Source organism: Nonomuraea sp. NPDC050451 (genome assembly GCF_044458585.1).
Genome location: NZ_JBITHZ010000004.1, coordinates 79,672 through 105,026 on the forward strand (window position 1 = coordinate 79,672; position 25,355 = coordinate 105,026).

The following is a 25,355-nucleotide window of genomic DNA, read 5'->3' on the forward strand; positions in this document are numbered from 1 at the left end:
CCCTCGGCAGGCGGCTAAACCAAGCGCTCGCTTGGGAGCGTACCACGCCCGCCAGGGTTGCCCTAGGGAGTCCCGGGGGAAACGCAAGGTCCTCCGCCGATGCGCGCGCTCCGCGCGACGGGAGCTCCAGGCTCCGCCCCCCTTCGACCCCCCGAAAACCCCGCTCGCTTCGCTCGCCAGCCCCCACCCCTTGCCCGGCTACCGGCTTGACCTGCTGGAGCCCACCCAAACCCCGCTCGCTTCGCTCGCCAGTCAACCGCCCGTTGCGTGGTTACCGGATGGGCTCGTTGGAGCCCTCTCCCGCCCGCGAGAGGACGGTCAGCCTACGGATCGGTGCGGCAGGCGCCTGTACGAGGCGACCGAAGGCGTGGAGCGGTGTTGCCGGCGGAACCGCGGTCGTGGGCGTCTACGCCTCTGTAAGGGCGTAGAGCAGGGCGTTCATGCTGGTCGCGCTGACGAGGTCACGCTTGTCGATCAGACGGCGGATGTCCGTGAGCGGCACCCACTCGATGCGTTCGGCCTCCCATGCCTCGGTAGGCGGGCCGATGTACCGGGCGTGGTCGGCGCGGAAGATGTGGTGCTCGGAGTCGGAGATGCCGCTGGTGGGCTGTGTATAGAGCAACGGACGCAAGGGGCCGGGCCGCCAGCCGGTCTCTTCCTCGACCTCCCGGGCAGCGGCCGCGATCGGCTCCTCGCCGTCGTCGATCTTGCCGATGGGGATCTCCCACCCCCAGGTGTCGGTGATGAAGCGGTGCCGCCAGATGAGCAGCACGCGATTCTGCTCATCTGTGACGACCGCACCGGCTCCGGGCGCGGTACGGATGAGCCGATGATCGAGATGCCTTCCATCCGGAAGCTCCACATCAGCCACCCGGACATCGAGCCATGGATCGGTGTAGAGCTGTTCTTCGGAGTGGACCTGCCAGCGCATGCGGCTGCTCCCATGATGGACGCCTGAATCGGCACCACGCTACAAGGGGATATCGGCCTGCTGCCTGGCGCGAGCGACGAACGCCTTGACGAACTGGGTGTCGGAGGCGTTCAGCGCCGTTGTCGCCGCCTCGATGCGTTCGGCGAGGCGCTCGGATTCCATGCCGGCGGTGCAGTCGAGCATGCGCTCAGCAGTGGAGGTGGCCTGTTTGAGCTCCCCTCGCTCGGCCAGGATGAGGGCGAGCGTCGCCAGCCGGTGCGCCTGCCCCCGCAGGTGGCAACTGTCCGCGAGGCGCAGTTGCACGGGTACACCGGCTGATCGGTCAACGTAACGGACCGTTCGGATGGATGGCGATCATCGGGCCGAGAACCCGCATGATGCTGGGATTTCAGGTGGCACGGAAGTCGGCGATGATCTCCTCCAGGTGCCGCAGGGCGGTCTCGGCGCGTACGGGATCGGCGTAGTAGGGGTCGTCGGGCACCGGGAGCGACGAGGCGAGGCCCCAGCCGCGGCCCCGCGCCCATGTCGCGTCGTCCACGCCGAGCGTCTCCCGGTAGACGTCCCGAGCCGCCGGAGGCAGGAACGTCCATGCGGGCAGCAGGTCCACGGCGGGATCTCCGACGGCGAGCGTGCCGAAGTCGATGATGGCGCTCAGCCTGCCCTCGACGGTCAGGAAATTCCCGGGCGCGAGGTCGCCGTGGATCCACACCGGCGGACCGGCCCAGGCGGGGGCCGCCAGGGCCGCCTCCCACACGGCCGTCACCGCGCCGGCGTCCACGATCCCGCGCAGCGCTTCGATCTTGGGGCGTACGCGGGCCTCGGCGGCGACCGAGTCGCGTTCGTCGCCCATCGGTACGCCGCGGAACGCGTTGCTCCACGACGGGCCGGGGCCGCCGGTCGCGTCGATCCGCTGCAGCGCACTGACGAACCCGGCCAACTGCTTGGCCGCCTCGACGGGATCGGCGAGGTCTTCCGTGGTCTCGCCCGGCAGCCACCGATAGACCGACCAGGGGAACGGGTAGCCCTCGCCGGGCTCCCCCTTCGCGAGCGGCTCGGAGATCGGCAGCGGCAGGTGCGGGGAGATCCGCGGCAGCCATTCGTGCTCGCGGTCCACCTGCCCGACCCATCGGCGATAGCGCGGCAATCGTACGGACATATTTGCGCCGAGCCGGAACGTCGCGTTGTCCATCCCGGAGCGCGGCACGGGAGAGAGAGGCAGATGGGCCCACTGGGGGAACTGCGCCGCCAGCAGGCGGCGTACGAGGGCCTCGTCGATCAGCGGGTCGCCGGGGCTTGACGTCGGCACGGACGGCTCCTTCTGGGTAAGAGGTGCGATCAGCGGGTCGTCGGGATCAGGCGTCGACACGGACGGCTCCTTCGGGGGAGAGGTGGGAGGGGCGCACGACGGGGGCGAGCACCGTCAGCAGCACGACCACGCACGTGATCAGCGCGAACGCGGCGGGGTAGCTGAGCGCGCCCGCGACCCAGCCCGTCACGGCCGGGGCGATCAGACCCGACAGGTACGTGATCGTCGCCACGCCCGCCACGCCCTCGCCCGGAGTCGTGCCCGCGTTGCCCGCCGCCGCGATCACGAGCGGCACGATCACCGCGATCCCCAGTCCGACCAGGGCGAACCCGGCGATGCCGAGCGCGGGCGTGCGGGCCGCGACCACGAGGGCGCCGCCGACCGCCGCCACGGCACCGCCCGCCCGGACGGTCGCCGCCGGACCGAGCCGACGGATGACGTGGTCGCCCAGCAGTCGCGCGCTCGCCATGCAGAGCATGAATACGGTGTATCCGGCGGCGGCCAACCCGGGGCCGGCGTCGGCGACGGCGGTCAGGTAGACGGCGGACCAGTTCGAGCTGGCGCCCTCGGCGAACGTCGCGCAGAACCCGACCAGCCCGATCGCCAGGACCCCGCGCGTGGGGAGCGCGAAGCGCCGCGGCGGAGGTGCGTCGCGTACGGAACCACCTGTCATCCCGCTGTCGGGGAGGAGGCCGCGCCCGGCCACCGCTCCGAGGCCGAGTAACGCGAGCGACATGGCCCCGAGGTGGATCCGGGCGTCGAGGCCCGTGTGCGCGGCCAGGGCACCGAGTCCGCCGGCGGCCAGGCTGCCGACGGACCACATGCCGTGCAGCCCCGACATGATCGAGCGGCCCAGCTGCCGTTCGAGGAGGACGGCGTGCGCGTTCATCGCGACGTCGCACATGCCCGCCGCCGCCCCGAACAGCAGGAACGCCCCGAACAGCCACACGGGCGACGGCGAGAGCGCGGGAAGGGCCAGGCCGGCGCACCACAGCGCGAGGAGGACACGTGTGGCGGCGCGGTTGCCGAAGCGGTAGGCGAGGCGGCCGGCCATCGGCATGCCCACGAAGGCGCCGATCGACGGGCACAGCAGCGCGAGGCCGAGGGTGCCCGGGGTGAGATGCAGGTGCTCCTGGATCCAGGGGATACGCGTGGACAGGCTGCCGGCGACGGCGCCGTGCGCGACGAAGACAGCCGCGATGGCGCGGTGATGGCTCATGACCCGAAAATTATCAGGCAGGGTTCCTGATGAAAAGAGGTTTTAGGCAGGGTCCCTGATTATTATGAGGACCGTGAAGACCGCCACCCCCGCCCTGGCCCGGGCGATCAACGACCGGCTGGCCCTCGACCTGCTGCTGGAGCACGGGCCGCTGACCGCGCCCCAGCTCCGCACGCTGACCGGGTTGTCCAGGCCCACCGTTTCCGACCTGATCGAACGGCTCATGGCAGGCGGCCTCGTCGAGGTCACGGGTGAGAGCGGCGAGGCCCGGCGGGGCCCGAACGCCCGCCTGTACGGGCTGGTGACGGACCGGGCCCACGTGGCCGGGGTCGACGTACGGCGCGACGCCGTCAACGTCACGGTCGCCGACATCACCGGCCGAGTGGTCAGCGAGGCCACGACGACGATCGGCGCGAGAGCCGACCTGGCGGCCCTCATCGCGAAGGTGGTCGGGGACGCGGTGGGGCGGCGCGCGCTGGACACGGTCGTGGTCGGGGCGCCGGGGCTGGTCGATCCGCGTGACGGGGAGCTGGTGTCGCCCAACGACGTGCCCGGGTGGCGGCGCGGCATGATGGGGTCCGTACGCGAGCACCTGGGCGTGCCCGTGATCCTCGAGAACGAGGTGAACCTGGCCGCCATCGCCGAGCTCCGCACCGGAGCCGCCCTCGGGAGCGAGGACTTCGTACTCCTCTGGCTGGACGACGGGGTGGGAGCGGCGGTCGTACTCGGGGGCCGGCTGCGCCGGGGGGTGTCGGGCGGCGCGGGGGAGATCGGGTTCCTGGAGGTCGGGGGCGTGGCGTTCTGCGATCTGGTGAACGCCGAGGTCCTACGAGGGCTTGACCAGGACGAACTGGGCCGGCGGATCGCCCGGGGCGCCTTCGCCTACGCCACCCTCCTCGACCCGGGCCTCGTCGTCCTCGGCGGGACGACGGGCCATGAGGGCGGGGGCGGGCTGGCGGAGCTGGTGGCCGACCACCTGCGCGCCCTGGCCCCGGCGCCCACGGAGGTCCGCGCCAGCACGGTCACGGGCAACGCGGTCCTGCAGGGCGCCGTCCTGACCGCCCTGGACCTGGCCCGCGACCACGTCTTCGGCTGACTTGGTCACCAGTGGCAAGCAAGACCATGCTCAACGAAGAGTCTGTCCGGTAGGGAGCATGGTGGCGTGAGCGCAGAGAACGCCATGCCCGCCGAGACGGCCCGCTCGCTGCTGTTCGCCCTCGCAATCCCTCCTCCGTCGATCTGGTCACGGTGGCCCATCTGGCGCAGGCCGCTCGGCGCGGCCTCCAGGCGGTTACCCGGGGGCCGTTGCCGTGTGCAGGGTCAGCCCAGTTGATATTCCGAGAGGTCTACGCTTCAACTATTACGCCGGCCGTCCGAGGATCGAAATTCGGCGGCCAACGTGTTGTGCTATCGCATCTTGCGCTGACGAGAATGGCTCCGTCGAGCACCGCCCTGGAAAGATCGGCCTGACGTAGGTCCGCACCGCGTAAATCGCAGGCATCAAACGATCGTCCGTCGGCCAGTACCTTTGGAGAAAGAAAACCATGGTGGGCCAGCAGACTGAGAGATTGATTGGTTTGCCGATGGGCGTAGTCGACGGATTGCGGGTCGGGGTGACTCGACAGCGAATCATCCTCCCAGTCTGTTGCCAAGTCGCATTTGGCCAAATATGCGCCGGCAAAGGTTGCCCCTCGCAGATCTGCATTGCGGAACGAGGCCCCGGACATGACTGTCATGGTGAAGTTGACATTCATGAGATTGGCGCTATCCATTTTGGCTTTCAGTAGATATGCTTGACCAAAATGTGCGTCGGCAAGTTGGGCGTGAGCAAACTTTGCGGCGCTCAGATTGGCGCCCATAAAATTTGCTCCCACCAGGTTTCCATAAGACAGGTTGCTGTTCTGTATGTCGCACAGCTGTAGGTTCCCATACCGAAGATCCAAACCCCGCAAGTCCAGATCCATGAGAGTTGCCGCCCGGGATCGACGCAGTCTTATCGCCTCTCCGATCTGCTCCGTGATCGCAGACCAATCCAATGTAGGACGGATCAGTGAGAACAACCGCATGGCTTCCTCTACATCGCGAGATGGAGCCTTCGCGGGCGGATCAGAATTTACTGTCGAGTCGGCGGGATCTGCTCTACGATCGATAAAGGCTTCCAGGATTCGGATGATGTCCTCTGACGGCACCGACCCTCGGTCTGATGCCTGTTGTAGGCCCTGCAGTCCGGCGATGCGTGCTTCTACTGAGTCGCTGTCGACTCGATTTAATGACGTCGCGTATTCGGTGGTGGCCTGGGTGGCATGGGTCATCCGCACCTGCAGGTAGCCGAAGAATGCAGTGAGCAGGAACAGGGTTCCGGCCGTCGCCTGCACCAGAGTTCCTCTGATCTCGTTCTCCAGCTTGATGCGGTCGGCTCCGACGGGAATGGAAGTATTTGCAATGAGAAGGCTCGGCCCGGCGATTGCAATCAGTACGACAGCCCCGATGCCGACCAAGGCGAAGATTGTGACGCTGTACCTGATGCCCTTGATGGTGGGTCCGGAGTTTGAACGGCGCATTCGAGGCATGTCGGCTCCCTGTGGCTTGCTGTCGTGGAACAGCTATACGGCAGAGATGGGCAGTGACCACGAGTTGGTGTAGGCCAGTATCGGGCAAGTTCTCTTGAGTGTGAAGGCCTTGGCGACTGTAAGCCGCATTTACTGAGCGGCCACCCTGCACCTATCGGGTACGCAATCCATCTCATATCGCATTGCGTGCCTTCGAAAAGGGCGCTGGGCACATCTCATGCCGAACTCGTCTCGGCGGTTACGACTCTGGATCCCGGCTGCCAGGCCAGGACAGGCTTCATACACCTCGTTCAGTCATACATACGGCTACATCAGTTCGATCGTCGACGTCGACCCGGTTGGGCTTGGGCGCACGAGGTCCGGGAGCGATCACCACGCGGGAGATCACCTTGGGCAGCACTTCGAGCCTCTCGCGCGGGGTTGCCTCATCCCACGCGTCGGCCACGTCCTTCCAGTGTCGAATCGCGACCGTCCCCTCGGGTGACGCCGCCGCGTCCCGCCTGATGGTCAGACCGCGGGCCCGGGCCACATTCGCCGTCCGGGCCGTCGACGTGCCACCTGCGGTGCCCCGCTCGCGGGGGTCGCCCCGTCCCAAGGCCACGTCCCGTGGGGGAGCCGCCGTGGGGCGTCAGGCGAGGGCGGTGATCAGGCCCATGGTCAGTGCCGTGCGCTCCGCGATGTGCTCCACCAGCACGTGCTCGTGCCGCGCATGCGCCCCGTCCCCCACCGCCCCCATCCCGTCCAGCACCGGCCGGCCCAGCGCGGAGACGAAGTTCCCGTCGCTGGCGCCCCCCACCGACGCCTCGTCCAGCAGCCATCCGAACCCGGCCGCCACCTCCTGCGCCTCCTTGAACAGCCGCTGGGAGGACGCGTTCGGCGTCATGGGCGGGCGGTTCCACTCCCCGGTGGCCGAGATGGTCACCCGAGGGTCCGACACGCTCAGGCCGGCGAAGACGTCGTCGATCCGTCCCATCTCGGCCGGATCAGTGACGCGTACGTCGATCCCGCAGCTCGCGTCCCCGGCTGTCACGTTGCGCCCGGTGCCGCCGCTGATCAGGCCGACGTTCACGGTGGTGCCACGTTCGCGGGAACCGGCCCGGGCCAGGGCGGTGACGATCTCGGCCAGGGCGTGGATGGCGCTCGCCCCCGCGTACGGGTCGAGCCCCGCGTGCGCCTCCACGCCGGTCACGCTCACGTTGAACAGCCCCACGCCCTTCCTGGCGGTCTTGAGCGCGCCGTCCTGGGAAGCCTCGAAGACCAGGGTCGCCAGCGCGTCCGCACTGGCCGCCTCGATGTGCGCGCGGGAGGCGGGGCTGCCGATCTCCTCGTCCCCGTTGAAGAGGTAGCGCACGCTCGGATGCGGCAGCCCGATCTCGCGCAGCCCGCGCAGGGCCCAGATCGACTGGACGAGGCCCGTCTTCATGTCGAACACGCCGGGCCCCGTCGCCTTGCCGTCCACCACCGCGAACGGCCACCCGGCCAGCGTCCCCGTCGGCCAGACGGTGTCGTAGTGGCTGAGCAGGAGCACGGTGCCGGGCGCGGTGCCCCAATAGGTCAGCTCCAGGATGTCGCCGTACGACCCGCCGTCGTGCAGGACCTCCTCGTCCGGTGTCCCGAGGCGTTCGACGGCCCGGCCGCGGATCTCGCGCAGCCCCTTGACCAGCATGGGCTTGTCGTAGCTGTGGGTTTCCAGCTCCACCGCGGCCTTGAGGTCGTCGAGCATGGCCGGGAGGGCCTGCCGGGCCCAGTCGGTGATCAACACGAGGTCCTTTCTAGGGAGTGGGCGCTCCGGGGCCGAGCGGGATGCCGAGCCACCAGAACACGAAGAACAGCAGCGTCCAGACGACGAGCAGGGTGAACGAGAGCGGGATGGTCATCGAGGCCAGCGTGCCGATCCCGGCCGAGCGCCGGTAGCGCTGGAGGAAGCCGAGCGCCATCACGAAGTACGGGCTCATCGGCGTGATCGCGTTGGTGCACGAGTCGGCGATGCGGTAGAGGGCCTGGGTGTACTCGGGCGGGATGCTCAGCAGCATCAGCATCGGCACGAAGACGGGGCCGACGAGCGCCCACTGCGCGGATCCGCTGGTCACCACCAGGTTGATCAGGGTGACCACGACCAGGATGCCCAGGAACACCACGGGCCCGCTCACCCCGGCCGACTTCAGCAGGCCGGCCCCGTCGATCGCGATGATCTCGCCGATGCCGGTCCACTTGAAGTACGCCAGGAACTGCGAGATCGCGAAGAACAGCACCAGGATCGGCGCCATCTCGCGGAACCCGTGGGCCATGAAGCCGGGGATGTCCCGGCTGCCGGTGATCGTCCCGGCGGCCTTCCCGTACGCCCACCCGACGGCCAGGAACGCCAGCGCGAGGAAGATCGCGATGGAGGTGAGCAGCGGCGACTGCACGATGCCGCCGTCCTTGCCGCGCAGCGGCGACCCGGCGGGCAGCACGGCCGCCACCACGGCGGCCACGTACACCACCAGCGCGATCAACGCGGCCCGCAGCCCCCTGCGCTCGGAGGCGCTGAGCGCCAGCGTGCCCAGATCGTCCTCAGAGGTGTCGGGGTCGATGGGCATCGACTCGACCCGGCGCGCCAGCACGCGCTCGGTGACCAGGGTGATCGTGGCGGCCAGCACCAGGGAGGAGGCCAGCGAGAAGAAGTAGTTGGCCAGCGGCGTGACCGTGTAGGCGGGATCGACCGTGTGCGCGGCGGCCGTGGTGAGCCCCGACAGGATGGCGTCGGTCGGCGTGATCAGCGGGCTGGCGTCGTAGCCTGCCGAGATCGACACGAACGCCACCACGATGCCCAGGATCGGGCTGCGGCCCACCGCGCGGAAGGCCAGCGCGCCGAGCGGGATGAGCACGACGTACGCGGCGTCGGAGGCCACGTGCGCCACCATGCCGGTGAACGCCAGCGCGAACGTCACCCACTTCGGCGACACCCTCGACACCCCGGAGCGCAGCACGGCGGCCAGCAGCCCCGAGCGCTCGGCGACCGCGACGCCGAGCATGACGACCAGGATCGTGCCGAGCGGCGGGAACGAGGTGTAGTTCGTGACCGCGTCGCCGACCATCATCCGGACGCCGTCGGCGGACAGCAGGTTCTTGGCCACGACGGTCTTGCCCGATGCCGGGTTGACCGCTGACACCCCCGCCGCCGCCAGACCCCAGCTGGTCAGCGCCAATAACGCGGCCAGGATGACGAACAGCCAGAACGGATGGGGCAGCCTGTTGCCCAGCCGCTCGATCCCGCCCAGCACCCGGAGGAGCGCGTTCAGGGACCGCGAACCTGACACCGTCTCGGACGCGCTCACGGGCACGCCTCCTTCCCGCATTTCGGTCAACCATTACACGCGGTAAGGAAGCGTCCTGACAAGAGTCAGGTCAAGAGACGGCGGCGACCGGCTCCCGGAGCGGCAGCCGTACCTCGAACCAGGTCTCGCCCGGAACCGAGCGCACCTTGATCTCCCCGCTGTGCCGCCCGGCCACGATCCGGTACGAGATGTCCAGGCCGAGACCGGTGCCCTGACCCACGCTCTTCGTCGTGAAGAACGGCTCGAAGATCCGGTCCTTGATCGCCTCGGGCACGCCGGGCCCGGTGTCGCCGATCTCGACGATGGCCTCGTCCTCGTCGTGCGCCGTGCGGATGGTGAGCGTGCCCTGGTCGCCCATCGCGTCGAGCGCGTTGTGGATGAGGTTCGTCCAGACCTGGTTGAGCTCGCCCGCGTAGCAGGGGATGGGGGGCAGCGTGCGGTCGTAGTCGGTGACCACGGTGATGCCCGGGGGGATCTTGCCGCGGAAGATCGCGACCGTGCTGTCGAGCAGGTCGTGCACGTCGGCCTGCTGGAACGGCGCCCGGTCCATCTGCGAGTACTGCTTGGCCGAGCTGATCAGCGACGTGATGCGCTCGGTGGCCTCGGTCACCTCGTTGAGCATCTGGGAGATCTCGATCGCCTTGGCCAGCCACTGCACCGCGGCGGGAGCGCGGTCCTCGCCCACCTTGCCGCGGATCTTCTCCAGCGCCTCGGGCGTGAACCCGGCGGTGACCAGCGCGGGAGCCAGGTCCCACGCGTCCTCGACGCCCAGCTCGTCCAGCGCGTCGCCCAGCTCGTCCTCGGCGTCGGACATCTCCAGCGGGCTGCGCTGGGGCATCTTGCCCAGGGCGGCGGTGCAGGACTCCTGCCACTCGATCAGCGTGCGCAGCTTCTCCGGCGGGATGCCCTCCTCGGCGAGCTGGGCGAGCTGGAGCCGCGAGGTCTTGATCAGCGAGCGCAGCTCGCTCGCGGCGCGCACCGCCGCGGCGGCCGGGTTGTTCAGCTCGTGCGTGAGCCCGGCCGTGATCGTGCCGAGCGCGGTCAGCCGCTGCCGCCGGTCGATGATCTCCCGCTGCATCCGCCCGCCCGACAGCATGCCGTCGAGCAGGTGCATCGCCATCGGGAACCACTCGGCCACGATGTAGGCGAACTTCTTGGCCGGCAGCATGAACATCCGCGTCGGCGCGGTCGTCCGCAGCGTGTGCTGGTAGGTCTGCGGCGCCCGGTCGCCGAGGTAGGCGCTGGTGGCGCCGCCGTAGACGCCGGGCTGCGACGCACGGGGCATCGCCACGGTCCCGGCGCTGACCGTCTCGCTGATCATCTGGATCTCGCCATCGAGCAGCACCGCGAAGCACTCGGCCGGGTCGCCCTGCTGGAGGATCACCTCGTCCTGGCCGAACGTGCGCACCTGCCCGCTGTTGGCCAGCTTGGTGAGCTGCTCGTCGTTCAGCCGCTCGAAGAGGAAGAGTTTGCGCAGTTCGTCGATGTCGATGTTGGTCATTGCTTCTCCAAGTAGCGATGCACGAGCGCGACGGCCATCGCGCCCTCGCCGACGGCGGAGGCCACTCTCTTGATCGAGTCGGCGCGTACGTCACCCGCGGCCAGCACCCCGGGCACGTTCGTCTCCAGGAAGTACGGCTCGCGCCGCAGCGGCCATTTACGCGGCCGCTTCCCGCCCTGCACCAGGTCGGGCCCGGTCAGCACGAACCCCTTCTCGTCGCGCTCGACCGTCTCGCCCAGCCACGACGTGTAAGGCTCGGCCCCGATGAACACGAACAGCCACTGCGCGTCGACCGTGCGCTGCTCGCCCTTGGTCGAGAGCGTCAGCCGCTCCAGGTGGTCGTCGCCTTCGCCACCGACGACCTCCGTCTGGAGGTGCACCTCGATGTTGGGGATAGCGGCGATCTGCTCGATGAGGTAGTGCGACATGGACTTCTCCAAACCGTCACCCCTCACCAACAAATTGACCTTGCTCGCGAATCCCGACAGGTAGACGGCCGCCTGCCCGGCCGAGTTGGCCGCGCCCACGATGTACACGTCGGTGTCCTGGCAGGACGGCGCCTCGGTCAGGGCGGCGCCGTAGAAGACGCCGCGGCCGGTGAACTCGTCGAGCCCCGGCGCGTCCAGCCGGCGGTAGGTGACGCCGGTCGCGAGGATCACCGCGTGCGCGGCGATCTCCCCGCCGTCCTTGAAGCCGATCACGCGTGCCTGCCCGCGCGGCTCCAGCGAGACGACCTTGCGCGCGGTCAGCAGCTCCGCCCCGAACTTCAGCGCCTGCCTGCGCGCCCGGTCCGCGAGCTGCTGCCCGGAGACGCCGTCGGGGAAGCCCAGATAGTTCTCGATCCTGGAGCTCTGCCCCGCCTGGCCGCCCGAGGAGTAGGCCTCGACCAGCACGGTCTTCAGCCCCTCAGAGGCGCCGTAGACGGCCGCGCCGAGCCCGGCAGGGCCGCCGCCCACCACGATCAGGTCGTAGAAGTCGGTGGCCGGCGTGGTCGACAGGCCCACCGCCGCCGCCAGCGTGGCCTGGTCGGGCGACTCCAGGGTGGTGCCCTCGGCGGTCACCACGAGCGGCAGGTGGCAGCCCTCGCCGGCCGCCTTCACCAGCTGCGCGCCCTCAGGGTCCTCCGACAACATCCACCGGTACGGCACATGGTTGCGGGCCAGGAAATCACGCACCTTGTACGACTGCGCCGACCACCGGTCACCCACCACACGCAGCTCGGACCGCTCCACCCGGTCCGTGCGCATCCAGGCGTCGAGCTGGCCGTCGATCACCGGGTAGAACTTCTCCTCCGGCGGGTCCCACGGCTTGAGCAGGTAATGGTCCAGGTCCACCACGTTGATCGCCTGGATCGCGGCGTCGGTGTCGGCATAGGCGGTCAGCAACACCCTGCGCGCGTACGGATACATGTCCATGGCGGCCTCGAGGAACTCCACGCCGTTCATCTGCGGCATGCGGTAGTCGGCCAGGATCGCCGCCACCTCGTCGCCCCGCAGCCGCATCTCCCGGACGGCCTCGATGCCGTCCCGAGCCGCCTCGGCGCGGACAATCCGGTATTCCTGGCCGTAGCGACGTCTCAGGTCCCGGGCCACCGCCCGCGAGACGCCCGGATCGTCATCAACAGTAACGATGACCGGCTTGTCCATGTCTTCTCCCCACTCGTCCCTACAGGAAGCATGTTATGTGCGGGGGAGTCAGTGAGCACTCGCTCATATCATGGTCGGATGCGTACACGCGATCGCATCATCGACGCCGCCGAGCAGGCGATTCGGGAGTTCGGCATCGCGGGTGCCACCACCAAGCGTATCGCCCAGCAGGCCGGTTGTTCCGAGGCGCTGCTCTACAAGCACTTCGCCGGCAAAGAGGCGCTGTTCCTCGCGGTCCTGCTGGAGCGGCTGCCCGCGCTCGGCCCCGCGCTGGAGCGGCTGCGGGAGAGCACCGGGCAGGGCGACCTGGCCGGCAACCTCACCGAGTTCGCGCTGATGGCGCTGGAGTTCTACACCAAGGCCGCGATCATCGCCTCCGGCCTGCTGGCCGACCCGTCGCTCATGGCGGGGTTCAGGGGCATGCTGGTCGCCAACGACATGGGCCCGCACCTGCCGATCCGGGCGCTGGCCGAGATCCTCCGGGCCGAGCAGCGCGGCGGCCGGCTCGACGAGGGGATCGACGCCGACGCAGCCGCGTCGATGCTGATGGGCGCCTGCTTCCACCGGGCCAACCTGTCGTACTACATCGAGCTCCCGGAGGCGGACGAGACCTGGGCCGCCGCGATCGCGCGCACGCTGGTGCGGAAGTGACGCCCGTTACGCGATGACGCGGCTCTCGCCGCCGTCCACCAGCATCGAGATCCCGTTCACGAACGAGGCCCGCTCGCTGGCCAGGAACGCCACCACGTCACCGACCTCCTCCGGGCTGCCGACGCGCCCGATCGGCACCGCCTCGCCCCGCCGGGCCAGCCCCTCCTCGTCGCCTGCCAGCGACCGCAGCCGATCGGTGTCGATCGGGCCCGGCATCACGTTGTTGACCAGCACGCCGTCGCGGGCGACCTCGCGGGCCAGCGTGCGCACGACGCCGGCCACGGCCGAGCGGGTGGCGTTGGACAGCGCCAGGCCGTCCAGTGCCTCGCGGGCCGACCTGCTGGTGATCGTGACGATGCGGCCCCAGCCGCGCGAGCGCATGTCGGGCAGGACCGCATACATCAGGCGTACGGTGCCGAGCAGGTTGCGCTGGACGGCGACGTCCCAGTCGGCCAGGCTCGTCTCGTCGAAGCGGCCGGACGGCGGCCCGCCGGAGCTGGCCACCAGGATGTCGATCGGGCCGAGCACGTCACGCGTCTCCTCGACCACCCGCCGGGCCGCGCCCGGGTCCTCCACGTCGGCCAGCACGGCGTGCACGACCTTGCCGTACTCCTGCAACTGCACGACCGCCTCCGCGAGCCGCTCCGGGTTGCGGGCGGAGACGCAGACGTCGCAGCCCTCCCGCGCGAGGCTCTTGGCGGCGGCGAGCCCGATGCCCGCGCTGCCTCCGGTGACGAGGGCGACCTTGCCCGAGATGCCGAGATCCATAGGGGCGACTATAGATCGTGCGGGCCATGGCCCGAGCGGCACCGCCGCGCTCAGCCAGGGGTGACGTGGGTGAGCTTGTCAGGGTTGAGCAGGCCGTAGATGCGTGTGATGAGGCCGTCGCGGACGTCGATCAGCACGACCTGGCGGTTGCCCGCGACCCGGGTCCAGAGGGCCGGCTGGCCGTTGAGCTCGATCAGCCGGGTGTCGGAGAAGTCGTACCGGCTGAGCAGGCCGTTGAGGAAGGCCGCCACCTTGTGGCGCCCGAGGATCGGCCGCAGCGCGGCCCTGACCCTGCCGCCGCCGTCGTTGTAGGACACGACGTCCTCGTGCAGCAGCTCGGTGAGCGCCGCCAGGTCGCCGCCCGCCGCCGCGTCCATGAACTTCGTCAGCAGCTTGGTGTGGTCCTCGATCGACGGGCGGAACCTGTCGCGCCCTTCGGCGAGCCGGACGGAGGCCCGGCGGTGCAGCTGCCTGGCGTTGGCCGCGGAGGTGCCGACGATCTCCGCGATCTCGTCGTACGGGAGCTCGAACGCCTCCCGCAGCACGAACACCGCCCGCTCCGGCGGCGACAGCCGCTCCATCATGTGCAGCGTCGCGTACGAGACGGTGTCACGCAGCTCGGCCGTGTCCAGCGGCCCCGCGTCCGACGTCATCACCGGTTCGGGCAGCCACGGCCCCGTGTACGCCTCGCGCTTGACCCGGGCCGAGCGCAGCTGGTCGAGCGCCAGCCGCGAGACCACGGTCACCAGGAAGGCGCGCGGCTCCTTGATCTCGCTCCGGTCGATGCCCTGCCAGCGCAGCCAGGCCTCCTGCACGACGTCCTCGGCGTCCCACATGCTGCCGAGCAGGCGGTAGGCCAGCCCGAGCAGCATGGGGCGGTGCTCCTCGAAGTCCACGGTTGGCATCATGCCCGGTCACCGCAGAGGGGGCCGAAGCGGGGGCAGCCGCGCGGAACGTGACAGTTCACGGGTGGAAAAGCCGCGGTAAGCATGATGAGCTTGGCGGGTGGCGAGAAATCTGATCCTGTCAGGAGGCCCGTTCCACGACTTCGCCGCCACGTCGGCCGCACTCGCCGGAGTGCTCGCCGAGGTGGGCGTCGAGTCGGAGATCACCGAGGACATCGCGGGCGCGCTGAGCGAGCCGTCGGAGGTCCAGCTCATCACCGTCAACGCGCTGCGCTGGCAGATGGGCCAGGACCGCTTCGCCGACCTGCGTGACGAGTGGCGCTTCGCCTTACCGGCGCAGGCCCGCACCACGCTCCTCGATCACCTCGACCGGGGCGGCGGGCTGCTGTGCATGCACTCGGCGTCGATCTGCTTCGACGACTGGCAGGGCTGGCCGCGCGTCCTGGGCGGCTGCTGGACCTGGCCCAAGTCCCACCACCCGCCGCTGGGGTGGACGGGCGTGCGGGTGCACGGCGATCACCCGGTGGTCGAGGGCCTGCGGGACTTCGACGTGGTGGACGAGGTCTACAGCGACCTCGACATCCTGCCGGACGTCGAGCCGCTGGCGTCCTCGAACGGCCAGCCGCTGGTCTGGGCGCGGCCGGTGCGGCGCGGCCGGGTGTTCTACGACGCGCTGGGCCACGACACCAGGTCGTACGACAACGAGGTGCACCGCACGATGCTCCAGCGGGCCGCGCTGTGGCTGCTGAAGCGGCCCGTCACCGTCACGGAGTGAACGACCAGCCGCTCCAGCGGGTCACGTCCACGAGGATCACGGGGCCGACAGGCCGGTGCTCGCGATACTGGCCGTATTTCGCCGCCAGCGCGTCGATCGCCGACTCGCGCTCCGGCCCCTCCTCCACGACCGCGGCCAGGCCGTCGGCGCGGGCCCACCACAGCCGGGCCCAGTCGTCCTCGTAGTGGTCGGCCAGCAGGCTGACCCGCGGGTTCTCCCGGATGTTGCGCACCCGTCTCAGGTCGGTGGTGGTCTTCGGCTTGTGATCGATCGCGGTCACCACCCGGTCCGCGACGACGGCGAAGGTGACGGGCACCAGGTGAGGTGTCCCGTCGCCGCTCGCCGTGGCCAGCCGCGCCACCCGCTCGCCCCGGAACCTCGCGCGGGCCCGCTCGCCGTCCATGCGCCCCATTCTCACCTCCGGCGAACCGGTCCGGAACTTACAAGACCGCATGTCGCGGACGTGGGCACGATGACGTCATGAACGTGAACCTTTCCGCGATCCCCGGCTTCCTCGCCGGGCACGCCCGTGTTCTGGACCGCCGCCGCTACGACCTGCTCATCGGCGACGGCGACGCGGCCTCCGTACTGGGTGCGCTGGAGGCCTACCGCAACCCCGACGGCGGCTACGGCTGGGGCCTGGAGCCGGACCTGCGCTCACCCGAGAGCCAGCCGGGGGCGGCGCTGCACGCCTTCGAGGTGTTCGAGAACGTCGCCCCCGCGACCTCGCCGCGGGCGGTGGCGCTGTGCGACTGGCTGGACTCGGTCACGCTGCCGGACGGCGGGCTGCCGTTCTCGCTGCCGCTCACCGTCGGCGAGGCCACCGCGCCCTGGTGGGCGGGCGGCGACCCGGACACCTCGTCCCTGCAGATCACCTCGATCTCCGCGGCCGCCGCCCACCGCGTCGCGGTTCATGACCCGGCCGTCGCCGCGCACCCGTGGCTGGAGCGGGCCACGCGTCACTGCCTCGACGCGATCCAGGAGCTCGACAAGGCGCCGCACGCGTACGTGCTGGCGTTCGCGGTGCGCTTCCTCGACGCCGTGTACGACACCCAGCCCAGGGCGGCCGACCTGCTCAAGCGGCTCGCCGCGCACATCCCCGCGGACGGGCGGGTGCCGGTCGAGGGCGGCACCGAGAACGAGGCGCTGCGGCCGCTCGACTTCGCGCCTCATCCGGGCCGGCCGGCGCGCGACCTCTTCGAGCCCGACGTGATCGCGGCGGACCTCGTACGGCTGGCGGGGGAGCAGAAGGACGACGGCGGATGGGACGTGGACTACGCGCGTATCTCCCCGGCCGGGGCGCTCGACTGGCGCGGGGCCGTCACCGTGAACAACCTCGCGTTGCTGCGCGAGAACGGCCTGGTCTAGGGGGACAGGCGGCGGGCCGACTCCGACTCCTGGGCCATGCGGCGCAGGGCCTCGAACGCCTTGCCGTACAGGACGGTGCCGAGCACCAGGGCCTCCACGGCGGCGTCGCGCGGGCCGTCGAAGGGGATGGTGTTCATCTCGACCTCGGAGACGAGCTTCTGCGCGATCTCGACGTACGGCTTCAGGTCGACGGGCAGGCCGAGCTGGCGCATCCGGACGATCGTCTGGGCCAGCTCGTCACGGGCGGGGGCGGTCGGCGAGATGTCCCAACCCTGGTCGGCGATGAGGCGGTCGACCTGGTCGCGGGCGAGCTGCCACTCCTCGCCGGGCTCGGGCTCGACCGCGGCGCTCAGGGCGTAGTGGGCGGTGCCGAGCATCAGGTGCATGGGGAGCGACTCGTCCTCGACGGCCTCGATGATCTTCTTGATCGAGGCGACGGGGAGCCGGCCCACTTCGAGCAGGGCTCGGATCAGGCGGAGTCTGCGCAGGTGGGACTCGTCGTACTCGGCTCTGGTCGCGGCTGTCTGCTCACCCTGGTGCAGCAGGCACTCGCGGAGGTAGTACTTGATCGTCGGGATGGCCACACCGGACTTGGCGCTGAGTTCGGAGATGCGCATCGCTAGATAATAGCGCTATCCAGATCGCGCGAGGTGCCGGGCCGCACTGAGGAGCTCGTGGACGTCCGTCTGGCGGTTCCAGAGAAAGACCACCTCCAGTGGCGGCACGTCCTCCTTTATAGGGACAAATGTGAGCGTGTCGGGGATCGAGGTGCCCTCGTGGACGCACAGCGCGTAGCCCGCGCCCTCCTCCACCATGTTGATGACCAGGTCGTGCGTGGCGGCGGCTGGGCCGAGGCGGGGGTGGAGGCGGTGCCGTACGAAGCCCTCCAGGAAGCGGCGGGCCCCGGCCACCGCGTCGGACTCCGGCATCACCAGCGGCTCGCCCGCCAGGTCCGCCAGCGACAGCGCCTCGTACGCCGCCAGGGGGTGATCGCGGTGGAGCAGGGCGCGCACCGGGAAACGGTGGATCAGCATGCGGGCCACGCCCCTGGGCAGCGAGCCCGGCGCGTAGCCGAGCCCGGCCTGCAGGGTGCCGTCCGCGATGGAGACGATCTGCTCGGCCGTCCCCATGGGAGCCACGCGCAGGTTGGAGGTCTGGAGCTGGGAGAGCAACCGGGCGACCACGTCCGCCAGCCCGTCGGCCACGCCCAGGCGCGCGGTCGTGACCTTGTTCCTGGCGGCGGCCACGGCGCGGTCGAAGGCGTCGACCGCCACGGTGGCCTGGGCCAGGAAGGCCTCGCCCGCCTCGGTCAGCTGCACGCCGCTGGACGAACGGCTGAACAGCTCGACGCCGATCTCCTTCTCCAGGGCTCTGAGCTGCTCCGACAGCGTGGGCTGTGCGATGTGCAGCGCGGTGGCGGCGCGGCGGAGACTGCCCGCGCGGGCGATCGCCATCGCGTACCGGACGTAGCGTAGATCCATCCCTCACCTCAGCGTGATGATGGGCTTATCGGTTGATCACTCCTCCGTATTACAAGAGGACCTGCCTCCCGTGAAGATACTCAGTTAGTCACTGGTGGCGACATTTCCGGATTGAATGCGGTTGCCGAGCAAGCGCTTGTCTCGACGGTCGGCGCGGGCTAGCGTGCGTCTACGGACCGGGCCACAGCGAGGGAGGCCGAGGATGCAGCCGTTCGGGGGGTTGGCGGCGGTGGCCGGGGTCGGGATGACGGCGCTGACCAGGGAGTCCGGGCGGAGCGAGCTGGAGCTGGCGGTCGAGGCGTGCCGGGCGGCGTGCGCGGACGCGGGCATCGGACCCCGTGACGTGGATGCGATGCTCAGCTACCACCTGAACGACTCCGCACCCGTCGTCCAGGTCGCGCGGGCCCTGGGGATCGAGCGGCTCGGGTGGCACAACGACATCGCCGGGGGAGGCACGCAGGCGGCGTCGATCCTGGGCGACGCGGCGATGCTCGTACACGCCGGTTTAGCGCGAAATATCGTGGTGTATCGGGCGCTCAATGGCCGCTCCGGCAAGCGCATGAACACCGTCTCCACCGGCCCCCAGGAGCGTTTCACGTACGGGCTGGCGGGCCCGATCCCGCTGTTCGCCCTGGCCGCGACCCGCTACCTGCACGACACGGGCCTCACGGAGGAGCACCTGCACGCGGTCGTCGCCCAGTCCAGGGAGAACGCCAAGGCCAACCCCCGGGCCCTGCGCCGCGAACCCCTGGAGCTCGCCGACTACCTCGCCCGGCCGTACGTGAGCACCCCCCTCCGCACGGTCGACTGCTGCCAGGAGACCGACGGGGCCTGCGCCCTCGTGGTCAGCGGCGTGCTCGACGGGCCGCGCATCCGGGCGGTCGTGCGAGGGGGAGGCCCCGGCTGCTCGTCGATGGACCGCGCCCCGGACGTCACCGCGATCTTCTCGGCGTACGTGGCGCCCATGCTCTGGGAGGCCTCCGGCATGCGGCCGTCGGACGTGGACGTGGCGCTGCCGTACGACGCCTACTCGTGGCTCGTGCCCCGGCAGCTGGAGGACTTCGGGCTGGTCGAGCGCGGGGACCTGGGGGCGTACCTGCTGGAGCGCCGCCACGCCTGGGTGAACCCGCACGGCGGGCTGCTCTCGGAGGGCTACGTGCACGGCCTGAACAACGTGGCCCAGGCAGTGAGGGAGCTGCGTGAGGGGCGTGAGGTGGCCCTCGTGACGGGGTTCGGCGGCAGCTACGGGAGCGCGGCCCTGCTCGTACGGTGAAAAATCGGCTGAAATGCCGATGGCGCCTCCGACATGTACGGGGTGATCCGATCCCGAGACCCGAGGAGGCCGACCATGGGGACCGCCCGTGGATGACGACCGGAGAACCCGGTTCGAGGCCGTTTACCAGCAGACGTACGAGCACATACTCGGCTACGCCATGCGCCGCTGCGACTCGCCGGACGACGCGGCGGACGTGGTCGCCGAGACGTTCGCGATCGCCTGGCGACGGATGGACGCGCTGCCGCCGGGCGGCGAGTCCAGGCTGTGGCTGTACGGGGTGGCCAGGAACGTGCTGGCCAACCACCGCCGCGGCCAGGCCAGGAATCGGCACCGGAGCATGGAGCTCGACGCCGACCTCGCCGACCTGTACGCCCACTCGCCCGAGACCGGCCTCGAACTGAGCGCGATAGCGCGGGCGTTCGGGGAGTTGCCCGAGGACGACCGGGAGCTGATCTCGCTGGTGGCCTGGGAGGGCCTGGACCGGGCCCAGATCGCCACCGTGCTCGGCTGCTCGCGCAACGCCGTGCGCATCCGGCTCCACCGGGCGCGCAAGCGCTTCTCCAAGGCGCTGGCCGCGGAGGGCGTGACCGTCAACCACCTGATCATGGAGTCCGCATGAACGAGTTGCAGCACCTCGCCAGGGTCCGCGACGAGGATCTGGCGGGTCAGGCGTCCGGCGCGGGGGCGCGGGCGCTCCTGTCCTCGATCACCTCCGAGGAGCCCGCCGCCGAGCCGGCCCGCCGCCGGACCCCTCGGTGGCGTGCCCGCCTGGTCGTGGGCGCCGTGGCCGTCACCGGGCTCGCCGCGGCCGCCGTGATCGCCCCCGCCGTCCTCGGCGCGCGCGGCCCCGCCACCTCCTACGCCAACTCCGCCATCGACATCGAGCTGCGCGGCGACATGTACGTGGCCACCATCAAGGACCCGTTCGCCGACCACGCCAAGTACACGCAGGGCTTCAAGGCCGTGGGCCTGGACGTGAACCTGGAGGTCGTGCCGGTGTCTCCCACCCAGGTGGGTCAGATCACGGGCATGCGGCTGAGCGGCCGGCTGGCGGCCAACGGCGAGTCCATCACCAACAGCACGACGCCCGAGGGCTGCGCCTTCGGCAGTACGGGCTGCGCGATGACCATCGAGGTGGCCCGCGGCTGGACCGGCTGGGCCTCGGTCCAGCTGGGGCGGGCGGCGCGGCCGGGGGAGAGGTACCAGAACTGGCGCTCGGCCATGAAGAAGGGCGAGATGCTGGCGGGCTACCGCGCCGACGGGAAGACCGTGGGCGAGGTCATGACCGAGGTTCGCCGGCGCGGCCTCAAGGCGGTCTTCCAGATCATCACCCCCGCGCCGGACAACGACGGTTACGGGGTGGACCCGAAGCAGCAGTCGGCCAAGGTCGGCGACGACTGGATGGTCTGGGAGGTCCAGTCGGAGCAGGCCGGCGTCGTGCGCCTGATGGTGACCAAGGAGCGACTGCGGAAGAACCCCGTCTACGGCGACGCGAAGATCGCGGACGAGTAGCCGGGGTCAGGCGGTGAAGGCGGCGTGCCGGGCCCGCGCCTCGGCCTCCGGGAGCAGGTCGCGGGCCGCCAGCCAGGCCGCGCCGTTCGCCGCGTCGCCCGACGTGACCGCGTCCGCCAGGAGGTCGTGGACCGCTCGCTTGACGGGGCCCTCCGCCGTGAGCACGCCACCTGCGAGCACGATGGGCAGGCCCGGCTCGTGCACCTGGGCTGCCGTGCTCGCCAGCCGGGCCGCGGCCTCGGCGACGAGGGCCTGCGCGACCGGGTCGCCCGCCTCGGCGGCCTGGCTGACGAGGGGCGCCAGCTCGGCGAGTGCGAGCGGCGGCCGGTCGTGCACCGCCCCCGCCAGCCGCGCGACCGGATCCTCGCCCACGCCTTCGGGTAGCAACTGCCGGACGACGAGCACCGCCAGCCGCCCGTCTGCGGCGTGCCCCTTTGCGAGTGCGGTGGCTGGAGTCGGTGGGCGGATCGGGGCAGGTGGGCAAGAGGAGGGCGGCTGGGGGGCGGCGAGGGCGCGGATGGTGGCGCGGGCGGCGGCGTGGCCGAGCCAGAAGCCCGACCCCTCGTCCCCGAGCAGCCATCCGTACCCGTCGGCGGTCGCCGTCTGCTCGTGGTCGGTAATTTTTGCCGCGATCGCCCCCGTCCCTGAGATCAGCACGGTGCCCGACGGTGCAGAGGTCCCGGCCGCGAAGGCGGTCACGGTGTCCCCGACAACCCGTACCGGCGGCCCCTGGGGGAGGAGCGGGCGCAGGACGCGCTCGGCCAGCTCCCGGCACGCCCGTGGATTGCCCGCCAGCCCGACAACCACCGCGCTGACGTGCGGTAACGAGGACGCAGCCGCTTCCTGGACGGCGGCGGTCAGGTGCGCGCAGGCCCGGTCCATGCCGAGGGTCACCGGGTTGGCGCCCGGCGCGTGCCCTCGCCCGACCGGCGCTCCGTCCACCGTGAACAGGGCGGCCCGCGACGAGGTGCCGCCGGCGTCAACCCCGAGTACGAGCTGTCGCATGTCAAAAATTATTGCCCAAATGCCTTGACGATGCCAGGGTCTGGGCATAATTTTCATCGCGTGGAACTACTCAACCGCATCCAGGCCGAGCAGCCCGACATGCCCGAGGCGCTGCGCAAGGTGGCCGAGGTGATCCTGGCCGCGCCCGCCGAGGCCGCCCGGCTGACCATCGTCGACCTGGCCGAGCGGAGCGGGACGTCCACGGCGACCATCACGCGCTTCTGCCGCGCCCTCGGCTTCACCGGGTACGCCGAGCTGCGCGTGGCCGTCGCCACCGAGACCGGCCGCAAGGCCCAGCAGACCTGGCACACCGACATCGGCCAGGAGATCCTCCCCGACGACAGCCTCGACAAGGTGCTCGGCGTCGTGTCCGGCAACGACATCCGCCTGATCCAGGAGACCGCCGACCAGCTGGACCTGGCCGTGGTGGAGAAGGCCGCCCAGGCGGTGGCCAGGGCCGGGCGGGTGCTGCTGTTCGGCGTGTCGAGCAGCGCGGCCGTGGCCAGCGAGATGGAATACCGGCTGCAGCGCATGCGCGTACCGACCTGGAGCAGGTCCGACGCCCACAGCGCGCTGACGGACGCCGCGCTGCTCGGACAGGGCGACGTGGCGATCGGGATCTCGCACAGCGGCCGGACCCGCGAGGTCATCGAGGTGCTCGCGGAGGCGAGCAGCCACGGCGCGATCACCGTGGCCGTCACCTCGCAGCCGCGCTCCCCGCTGGCCGAGGTGGCCGAGCTGGTGCTGACCACGGCCAGCCGCGCGACGAGCTTCAGGTCGGAGGGGTTCGCCGCGATCCACTCGCAGCTGCTGGTGCTCGACGTCGTGTACGTGTCGGTGGCCCAACGCACCTACGAGCGCACCAGGCAGGCATTCGACGTGACAGTCCGCGCGGTGGCCGGACATCGACTCCCGGAAGGGGATTTATGACAGTAGATCCAGCAAAATTCGCTCAGCACATCGCCGACCTCGTCCGGACGATCCCGGAGGACCCGGAGATCGTCCGAGCAGCCGGCCTCTTCACCAAGGCGGTGAGCGCAGGCGGCGTCATCCAGGCGTTCGGCTCCGGCCACTCGGAGGCCGTCGCGATGGAGATCGCCGGCCGCGCGGGCGGCCTCGTGCCCACCAGCAAGCTCGCGCTCAGGGACATCGTCCTGTACGGCGGCGCCCCCCGCTCCGAGCTGGACCGGTACGACCTCGAACGCGACCCGTCCATCGCCCGCGCCATCCTCGACCTGGCGCCCGTCCACCCCGGCGACCTGTTCGTCATCATCTCCAACTCGGGCGTCAACGGCGTGGTCGTCGAGCTGGCCACGCTCGTCAAGCAGCGCGGTCACGACCTGATCGCGATCACCTCGCGCGCCCACGGCGAAGCCGTCGCGTCCCGCCACCCCTCGGGCCGCAAGCTCATCGACCTGGCCGACGTCGTCCTGGACAACCGCGCGCCCTACGGCGACGCCGTGCTCCCCCTGCCCGACGGGGGCGCCTGCGTCGGAGCCGTCTCCACCATCACCTCGGCGCTGCTGGCCCAGCTCGTCGTGGCCCAGACCGTACGCAACCTTCTCGAAGCGGGCGAGGTGCCGCCGGTCTACCTGTCGGCCAACGTCCCCGAGGGCGACGCCCACAACCTCAAGCTGGAGGCGCTGTACGCCGGTCGCATCCGGCGCGGCGCCTGAGCGCCACACCAGAAGCCCCCACGAGCTCTGTTCGGCATGCCCGAAATCTGGGGCCGCACCTCGCAAGGAGAACCCCCCATGTACCGAAATATCGGAAAAGTTGTCCTCTCCTTAGCCCTCCCTCTCGTCCTCGTCGTCGTGGCCCTGGTCGCCCCGGCCAGCGCCCAGCAGTCCGTACGCCTCCAGTACCGCACCAGCGCTCCCGGCGCGAGCACCGCCCAGGCCGAGCCCTGGTTCCAGCTCTTCAACGACGGCACCACCACGATCCCGCTCAACCAGGTCAAGATCCGCTACTACCTGACCGGCACGGAGACCTACCGCTTCGCCTGCTCCTGGGCCGTGGTGGGCTGCTCGACGGTGACCGGGCAGTTCGTCCGCCAGTCGGGCGCCGACCAGTACCTGGAGGTCGGCTTCGCCTCCGGCGCTCTGGCCCCCGGCGCGAACACCGGCGACATGCAGCTGCGCTTCTACCGCGCGGACTGGCAGACGTTCACGCAGAGCGACGACTACTCCTACGGGCCCAACACCGCCTACACGAACTGGGACAAGGTCACCGTCCACGTCAACGGCCAGCTCGCGTGGGGCCGGCCGAACGGCACCGAGCCCACCCCCACTCCCACTCCCACTCCCACGGTTCCCCCGACGGGCTCGGCGGGCGTGCTGTTCGACGACTTCACGTACTCGGGGTCGAGCGACCCGCTCCTCGCCCAGCGCGGCTGGACGGTGCGCTCCAGTTCCGGAGGCCCCGGCGTGCCCGGCGCAACCTGGTCGCCCTCGGCGGTCTCGTTCCCCGGCGGCCTGCTGACGCTCGACTCCACCACGAACGGCACCGCCGCCGGCACCGTGCAGACCGAGCTGTCCACCGCGAACCGCAAGTTCTTCGAGGGCACCTACGCCGCCCGCGTCCGCTTCAGCGACGCCCCGGCCAGTGGTCCCGACGGCGAGCACGTGGTGCAGACGTTCTTCACCATCACCCCGCTGCGCTACAACCTGGACCCCGACTACGGCGAGCTCGACTTCGAGTACCTGCCGAACGGCGGCTGGGGCGAGCCGTCCAACATCCTCTACACCACCAGCTGGGAGACCTACCAGGCCGACCCCTGGCAGGCCGTCAACACCCACACCGAGGAGCGCGCGAGCTTCGCCGGCTGGCACGACCTCGTGATCCAGGTCTCCGGCGGCCGGATCAAGTACTACGTGGACGGCCGCCTGTTCGCCGACCACGGTGACATCTACTATCCCGAGACGCCCATGTGGATCATGTTCAACCAGTGGTTCATCGATCTCCAGGGCGCCACGGGGACGCGTACGTACCGGCAGCAGGTGGACTGGCTCTACCACAGCAAGAACGAGGTCGTCCCGCCCGCCGACGTCACCGCCCGCGTCGCCTCCCTGCGCGCCGCCGGCACCTCCTTCACGGACACCGTCCCCAACCCGTGACAAGGACC

Annotated in this window: 25 protein-coding genes; 10 read left to right on the forward strand and 15 right to left on the reverse strand. The window is 70.3% G+C overall.

Annotated elements, in window-relative coordinates:
• Positions 1-406 precede the first annotated feature (406 nt).
• The 4 genes from ACIBI9_RS15360 to ACIBI9_RS15375 all read right to left on the reverse strand — a co-directional run bounded on the left by ACIBI9_RS15360 (position 407) and on the right by ACIBI9_RS15375 (position 3,456).
• The gene (locus ACIBI9_RS15360; protein WP_397222683.1) at positions 407-931 is read right to left on the reverse strand and encodes an NUDIX hydrolase; all 525 of its coding nucleotides are present in this window, start codon (positions 929-931) and stop codon (positions 407-409) included.
• A gap of 39 nt (positions 932-970) precedes the next feature.
• A complete protein-coding gene (locus ACIBI9_RS15365; RefSeq protein ID WP_397222684.1) occupies positions 971-1,234 on the reverse strand; it encodes a hypothetical protein in 264 nt (87 codons plus the stop codon).
• A gap of 85 nt (positions 1,235-1,319) precedes the next feature.
• Positions 1,320-2,297, reverse strand: coding sequence for an aminoglycoside phosphotransferase family protein (locus ACIBI9_RS15370; protein ID WP_397222685.1), 978 nt, complete (start codon positions 2,295-2,297; stop codon positions 1,320-1,322).
• Positions 2,284-3,456, reverse strand: coding sequence for an MFS transporter (locus tag ACIBI9_RS15375; protein ID WP_397222686.1), 1,173 nt, complete (start codon positions 3,454-3,456; stop codon positions 2,284-2,286). The genes ACIBI9_RS15370 and ACIBI9_RS15375 overlap by 14 nt, the downstream gene beginning before the upstream one ends.
• A 73-nt stretch (positions 3,457-3,529) precedes the next feature.
• Between ACIBI9_RS15375 and ACIBI9_RS15380 the strand changes: the two genes are divergently transcribed.
• Positions 3,530-4,552 carry an ROK family transcriptional regulator gene (locus ACIBI9_RS15380; protein WP_397222687.1) on the forward strand — a complete coding sequence of 341 codons (1,023 nt, stop codon included), beginning with the start codon at positions 3,530-3,532 and terminating at the stop codon, positions 4,550-4,552.
• A gap of 250 nt (positions 4,553-4,802) precedes the next feature.
• Here ACIBI9_RS15380 and ACIBI9_RS15385 read toward each other — a convergent pair whose 3' ends face one another.
• The 5 genes from ACIBI9_RS15385 to ACIBI9_RS15405 all read right to left on the reverse strand — a co-directional run bounded on the left by ACIBI9_RS15385 (position 4,803) and on the right by ACIBI9_RS15405 (position 12,490).
• Positions 4,803-6,026 (reverse strand): pentapeptide repeat-containing protein, encoded by a 1,224-nt coding sequence (locus ACIBI9_RS15385; RefSeq protein ID WP_397222688.1) that lies wholly within the window; start codon positions 6,024-6,026, stop codon positions 4,803-4,805.
• 628 nt (positions 6,027-6,654) lie between these two features.
• A complete protein-coding gene (locus tag ACIBI9_RS15390) occupies positions 6,655-7,788 on the reverse strand; it encodes a M20 family metallopeptidase (protein ID WP_397222690.1) in 1,134 nt (377 codons plus the stop codon).
• A gap of 10 nt (positions 7,789-7,798) precedes the next feature.
• The gene (locus ACIBI9_RS15395) at positions 7,799-9,343 is read right to left on the reverse strand and encodes an AbgT family transporter (RefSeq protein WP_397222691.1); all 1,545 of its coding nucleotides are present in this window, start codon (positions 9,341-9,343) and stop codon (positions 7,799-7,801) included.
• 70 nt (positions 9,344-9,413) lie between these two features.
• On the reverse strand, positions 9,414-10,844 hold the full coding sequence (locus ACIBI9_RS15400) for an ATP-binding protein (protein WP_397222692.1): 1,431 nt from the start codon (positions 10,842-10,844) through the stop codon (positions 9,414-9,416).
• Entirely contained in the window at positions 10,841-12,490 is a 1,650-nt protein-coding gene (locus ACIBI9_RS15405; RefSeq protein WP_397222693.1) for an FAD-dependent oxidoreductase, read from the reverse strand. The genes ACIBI9_RS15400 and ACIBI9_RS15405 overlap by 4 nt, the downstream gene beginning before the upstream one ends.
• A gap of 78 nt (positions 12,491-12,568) precedes the next feature.
• Between ACIBI9_RS15405 and ACIBI9_RS15410 the strand changes: the two genes are divergently transcribed.
• A complete protein-coding gene (locus ACIBI9_RS15410) occupies positions 12,569-13,141 on the forward strand; it encodes a TetR/AcrR family transcriptional regulator (RefSeq protein WP_397222694.1) in 573 nt (190 codons plus the stop codon).
• Between the two features lie 6 nt (positions 13,142-13,147).
• On the opposite strand, the gene ACIBI9_RS15415 is transcribed toward ACIBI9_RS15410, so the two are convergent.
• Together ACIBI9_RS15415 and ACIBI9_RS15420 are read right to left on the reverse strand one after the other, a co-directional pair.
• Entirely contained in the window at positions 13,148-13,909 is a 762-nt protein-coding gene (locus ACIBI9_RS15415) for an SDR family oxidoreductase (protein WP_397222695.1), read from the reverse strand.
• Between the two features lie 50 nt (positions 13,910-13,959).
• The gene (locus ACIBI9_RS15420) at positions 13,960-14,814 is read right to left on the reverse strand and encodes an RNA polymerase sigma-70 factor (RefSeq protein WP_397223306.1); all 855 of its coding nucleotides are present in this window, start codon (positions 14,812-14,814) and stop codon (positions 13,960-13,962) included.
• Between the two features lie 100 nt (positions 14,815-14,914).
• On the opposite strand from ACIBI9_RS15420, the gene ACIBI9_RS15425 reads away from it, so the two are divergent.
• Positions 14,915-15,589: a ThuA domain-containing protein gene (locus ACIBI9_RS15425; protein ID WP_397222696.1), complete on the forward strand. Its 675-nt coding sequence runs from the start codon at positions 14,915-14,917 to the stop codon at positions 15,587-15,589.
• On the opposite strand, the gene ACIBI9_RS15430 is transcribed toward ACIBI9_RS15425, so the two are convergent.
• A complete protein-coding gene (locus tag ACIBI9_RS15430; protein WP_397222697.1) occupies positions 15,579-15,992 on the reverse strand; it encodes a TIGR03668 family PPOX class F420-dependent oxidoreductase in 414 nt (137 codons plus the stop codon). The two genes, ACIBI9_RS15425 and ACIBI9_RS15430, sit on opposite strands and share 11 nt — an antisense overlap.
• A 77-nt stretch (positions 15,993-16,069) precedes the next feature.
• On the opposite strand from ACIBI9_RS15430, the gene ACIBI9_RS15435 reads away from it, so the two are divergent.
• Complete coding sequence (locus tag ACIBI9_RS15435; protein ID WP_397222698.1) at positions 16,070-16,957, forward strand: hypothetical protein; 888 nt, start codon at positions 16,070-16,072, stop codon at positions 16,955-16,957.
• On the opposite strand, the gene ACIBI9_RS15440 is transcribed toward ACIBI9_RS15435, so the two are convergent.
• Entirely contained in the window at positions 16,954-17,574 is a 621-nt protein-coding gene (locus ACIBI9_RS15440) for a MerR family transcriptional regulator (protein ID WP_397222699.1), read from the reverse strand. The genes ACIBI9_RS15435 and ACIBI9_RS15440 overlap by 4 nt on opposite strands.
• Positions 17,575-17,589: 15 nt before the next feature.
• Positions 17,590-18,438, reverse strand: coding sequence for a LysR family transcriptional regulator (locus tag ACIBI9_RS15445; RefSeq protein ID WP_397222700.1), 849 nt, complete (start codon positions 18,436-18,438; stop codon positions 17,590-17,592).
• A 202-nt stretch (positions 18,439-18,640) separates the two neighbouring features.
• Here ACIBI9_RS15445 and ACIBI9_RS15450 point away from each other — a divergent pair, with 202 nt between their 5' ends.
• From ACIBI9_RS15450 to ACIBI9_RS15460, 3 genes are all read left to right on the forward strand, one after another.
• The gene (locus ACIBI9_RS15450) at positions 18,641-19,711 is read left to right on the forward strand and encodes a thiolase C-terminal domain-containing protein (protein ID WP_397222701.1); all 1,071 of its coding nucleotides are present in this window, start codon (positions 18,641-18,643) and stop codon (positions 19,709-19,711) included.
• Between the two features lie 88 nt (positions 19,712-19,799).
• Entirely contained in the window at positions 19,800-20,333 is a 534-nt protein-coding gene (locus tag ACIBI9_RS15455) for an RNA polymerase sigma factor (protein WP_397222703.1), read from the forward strand.
• Positions 20,330-21,226 (forward strand): hypothetical protein, encoded by an 897-nt coding sequence (locus tag ACIBI9_RS15460; protein WP_397222704.1) that lies wholly within the window; start codon positions 20,330-20,332, stop codon positions 21,224-21,226. Before ACIBI9_RS15455 ends, ACIBI9_RS15460 begins: the two co-directional genes overlap by 4 nt.
• 6 nt (positions 21,227-21,232) lie before the next feature.
• Here the strand turns inward: ACIBI9_RS15460 and ACIBI9_RS15465 are convergent, their stop codons facing one another.
• Positions 21,233-22,231 (reverse strand): N-acetylglucosamine kinase, encoded by a 999-nt coding sequence (locus ACIBI9_RS15465; RefSeq protein ID WP_397222705.1) that lies wholly within the window; start codon positions 22,229-22,231, stop codon positions 21,233-21,235.
• Positions 22,232-22,291: 60 nt separating this feature from the next.
• Between ACIBI9_RS15465 and ACIBI9_RS15470 the strand changes: the two genes are divergently transcribed.
• The 3 genes from ACIBI9_RS15470 (at position 22,292) to ACIBI9_RS15480 (ending at position 25,347) form a co-directional block, all read left to right on the forward strand.
• Positions 22,292-23,161 carry a MurR/RpiR family transcriptional regulator gene (locus tag ACIBI9_RS15470; protein WP_397222706.1) on the forward strand — a complete coding sequence of 290 codons (870 nt, stop codon included), beginning with the start codon at positions 22,292-22,294 and terminating at the stop codon, positions 23,159-23,161.
• A complete protein-coding gene (locus tag ACIBI9_RS15475) occupies positions 23,158-23,907 on the forward strand; it encodes a sugar isomerase domain-containing protein (RefSeq protein WP_397222707.1) in 750 nt (249 codons plus the stop codon). Before ACIBI9_RS15470 ends, ACIBI9_RS15475 begins: the two co-directional genes overlap by 4 nt.
• Before the next feature lie 78 nt (positions 23,908-23,985).
• Entirely contained in the window at positions 23,986-25,347 is a 1,362-nt protein-coding gene (locus ACIBI9_RS15480) for a cellulose binding domain-containing protein (RefSeq protein WP_397222709.1), read from the forward strand.
• The last annotated feature ends 8 nt before the right edge of the window (positions 25,348-25,355 follow it).

What these genes read in the sequence shown, in the direction of transcription:
- ACIBI9_RS15360 (WP_397222683.1), bottom strand. Translation starts at nt 931, where the DNA reads ATGCGCTGGCAGGTCCACTCCGAAGAACAGCTCTACACCGATCCATGG.
- ACIBI9_RS15375 (WP_397222686.1), bottom strand. Translation starts at nt 3,456, where the DNA reads ATGAGCCATCACCGCGCCATCGCGGCTGTCTTCGTCGCGCACGGCGCC.
- ACIBI9_RS15385 (WP_397222688.1), bottom strand. Translation starts at nt 6,026, where the DNA reads ATGCCTCGAATGCGCCGTTCAAACTCCGGACCCACCATCAAGGGCATC.
- ACIBI9_RS15400 (WP_397222692.1), bottom strand. Translation starts at nt 10,844, where the DNA reads ATGACCAACATCGACATCGACGAACTGCGCAAACTCTTCCTCTTCGAG.
- ACIBI9_RS15405 (WP_397222693.1), bottom strand. Translation starts at nt 12,490, where the DNA reads ATGGACAAGCCGGTCATCGTTACTGTTGATGACGATCCGGGCGTCTCG.
- ACIBI9_RS15410 (WP_397222694.1), top strand. Translation starts at nt 12,569, where the DNA reads ATGCGTACACGCGATCGCATCATCGACGCCGCCGAGCAGGCGATTCGG.
- ACIBI9_RS15415 (WP_397222695.1), bottom strand. Translation starts at nt 13,909, where the DNA reads ATGGATCTCGGCATCTCGGGCAAGGTCGCCCTCGTCACCGGAGGCAGC.
- ACIBI9_RS15420 (WP_397223306.1), bottom strand. Translation starts at nt 14,814, where the DNA reads ATGCCAACCGTGGACTTCGAGGAGCACCGCCCCATGCTGCTCGGGCTG.
- ACIBI9_RS15430 (WP_397222697.1), bottom strand. Translation starts at nt 15,992, where the DNA reads ATGGACGGCGAGCGGGCCCGCGCGAGGTTCCGGGGCGAGCGGGTGGCG.
- ACIBI9_RS15435 (WP_397222698.1), top strand. Translation starts at nt 16,070, where the DNA reads ATGAACGTGAACCTTTCCGCGATCCCCGGCTTCCTCGCCGGGCACGCC.
- ACIBI9_RS15440 (WP_397222699.1), bottom strand. Translation starts at nt 17,574, where the DNA reads ATGCGCATCTCCGAACTCAGCGCCAAGTCCGGTGTGGCCATCCCGACG.
- ACIBI9_RS15445 (WP_397222700.1), bottom strand. Translation starts at nt 18,438, where the DNA reads ATGGATCTACGCTACGTCCGGTACGCGATGGCGATCGCCCGCGCGGGC.
- ACIBI9_RS15450 (WP_397222701.1), top strand. Translation starts at nt 18,641, where the DNA reads ATGCAGCCGTTCGGGGGGTTGGCGGCGGTGGCCGGGGTCGGGATGACG.
- ACIBI9_RS15460 (WP_397222704.1), top strand. Translation starts at nt 20,330, where the DNA reads ATGAACGAGTTGCAGCACCTCGCCAGGGTCCGCGACGAGGATCTGGCG.
- ACIBI9_RS15465 (WP_397222705.1), bottom strand. Translation starts at nt 22,231, where the DNA reads ATGCGACAGCTCGTACTCGGGGTTGACGCCGGCGGCACCTCGTCGCGG.
- ACIBI9_RS15475 (WP_397222707.1), top strand. Translation starts at nt 23,158, where the DNA reads ATGACAGTAGATCCAGCAAAATTCGCTCAGCACATCGCCGACCTCGTC.
- ACIBI9_RS15480 (WP_397222709.1), top strand. Translation starts at nt 23,986, where the DNA reads ATGTACCGAAATATCGGAAAAGTTGTCCTCTCCTTAGCCCTCCCTCTC.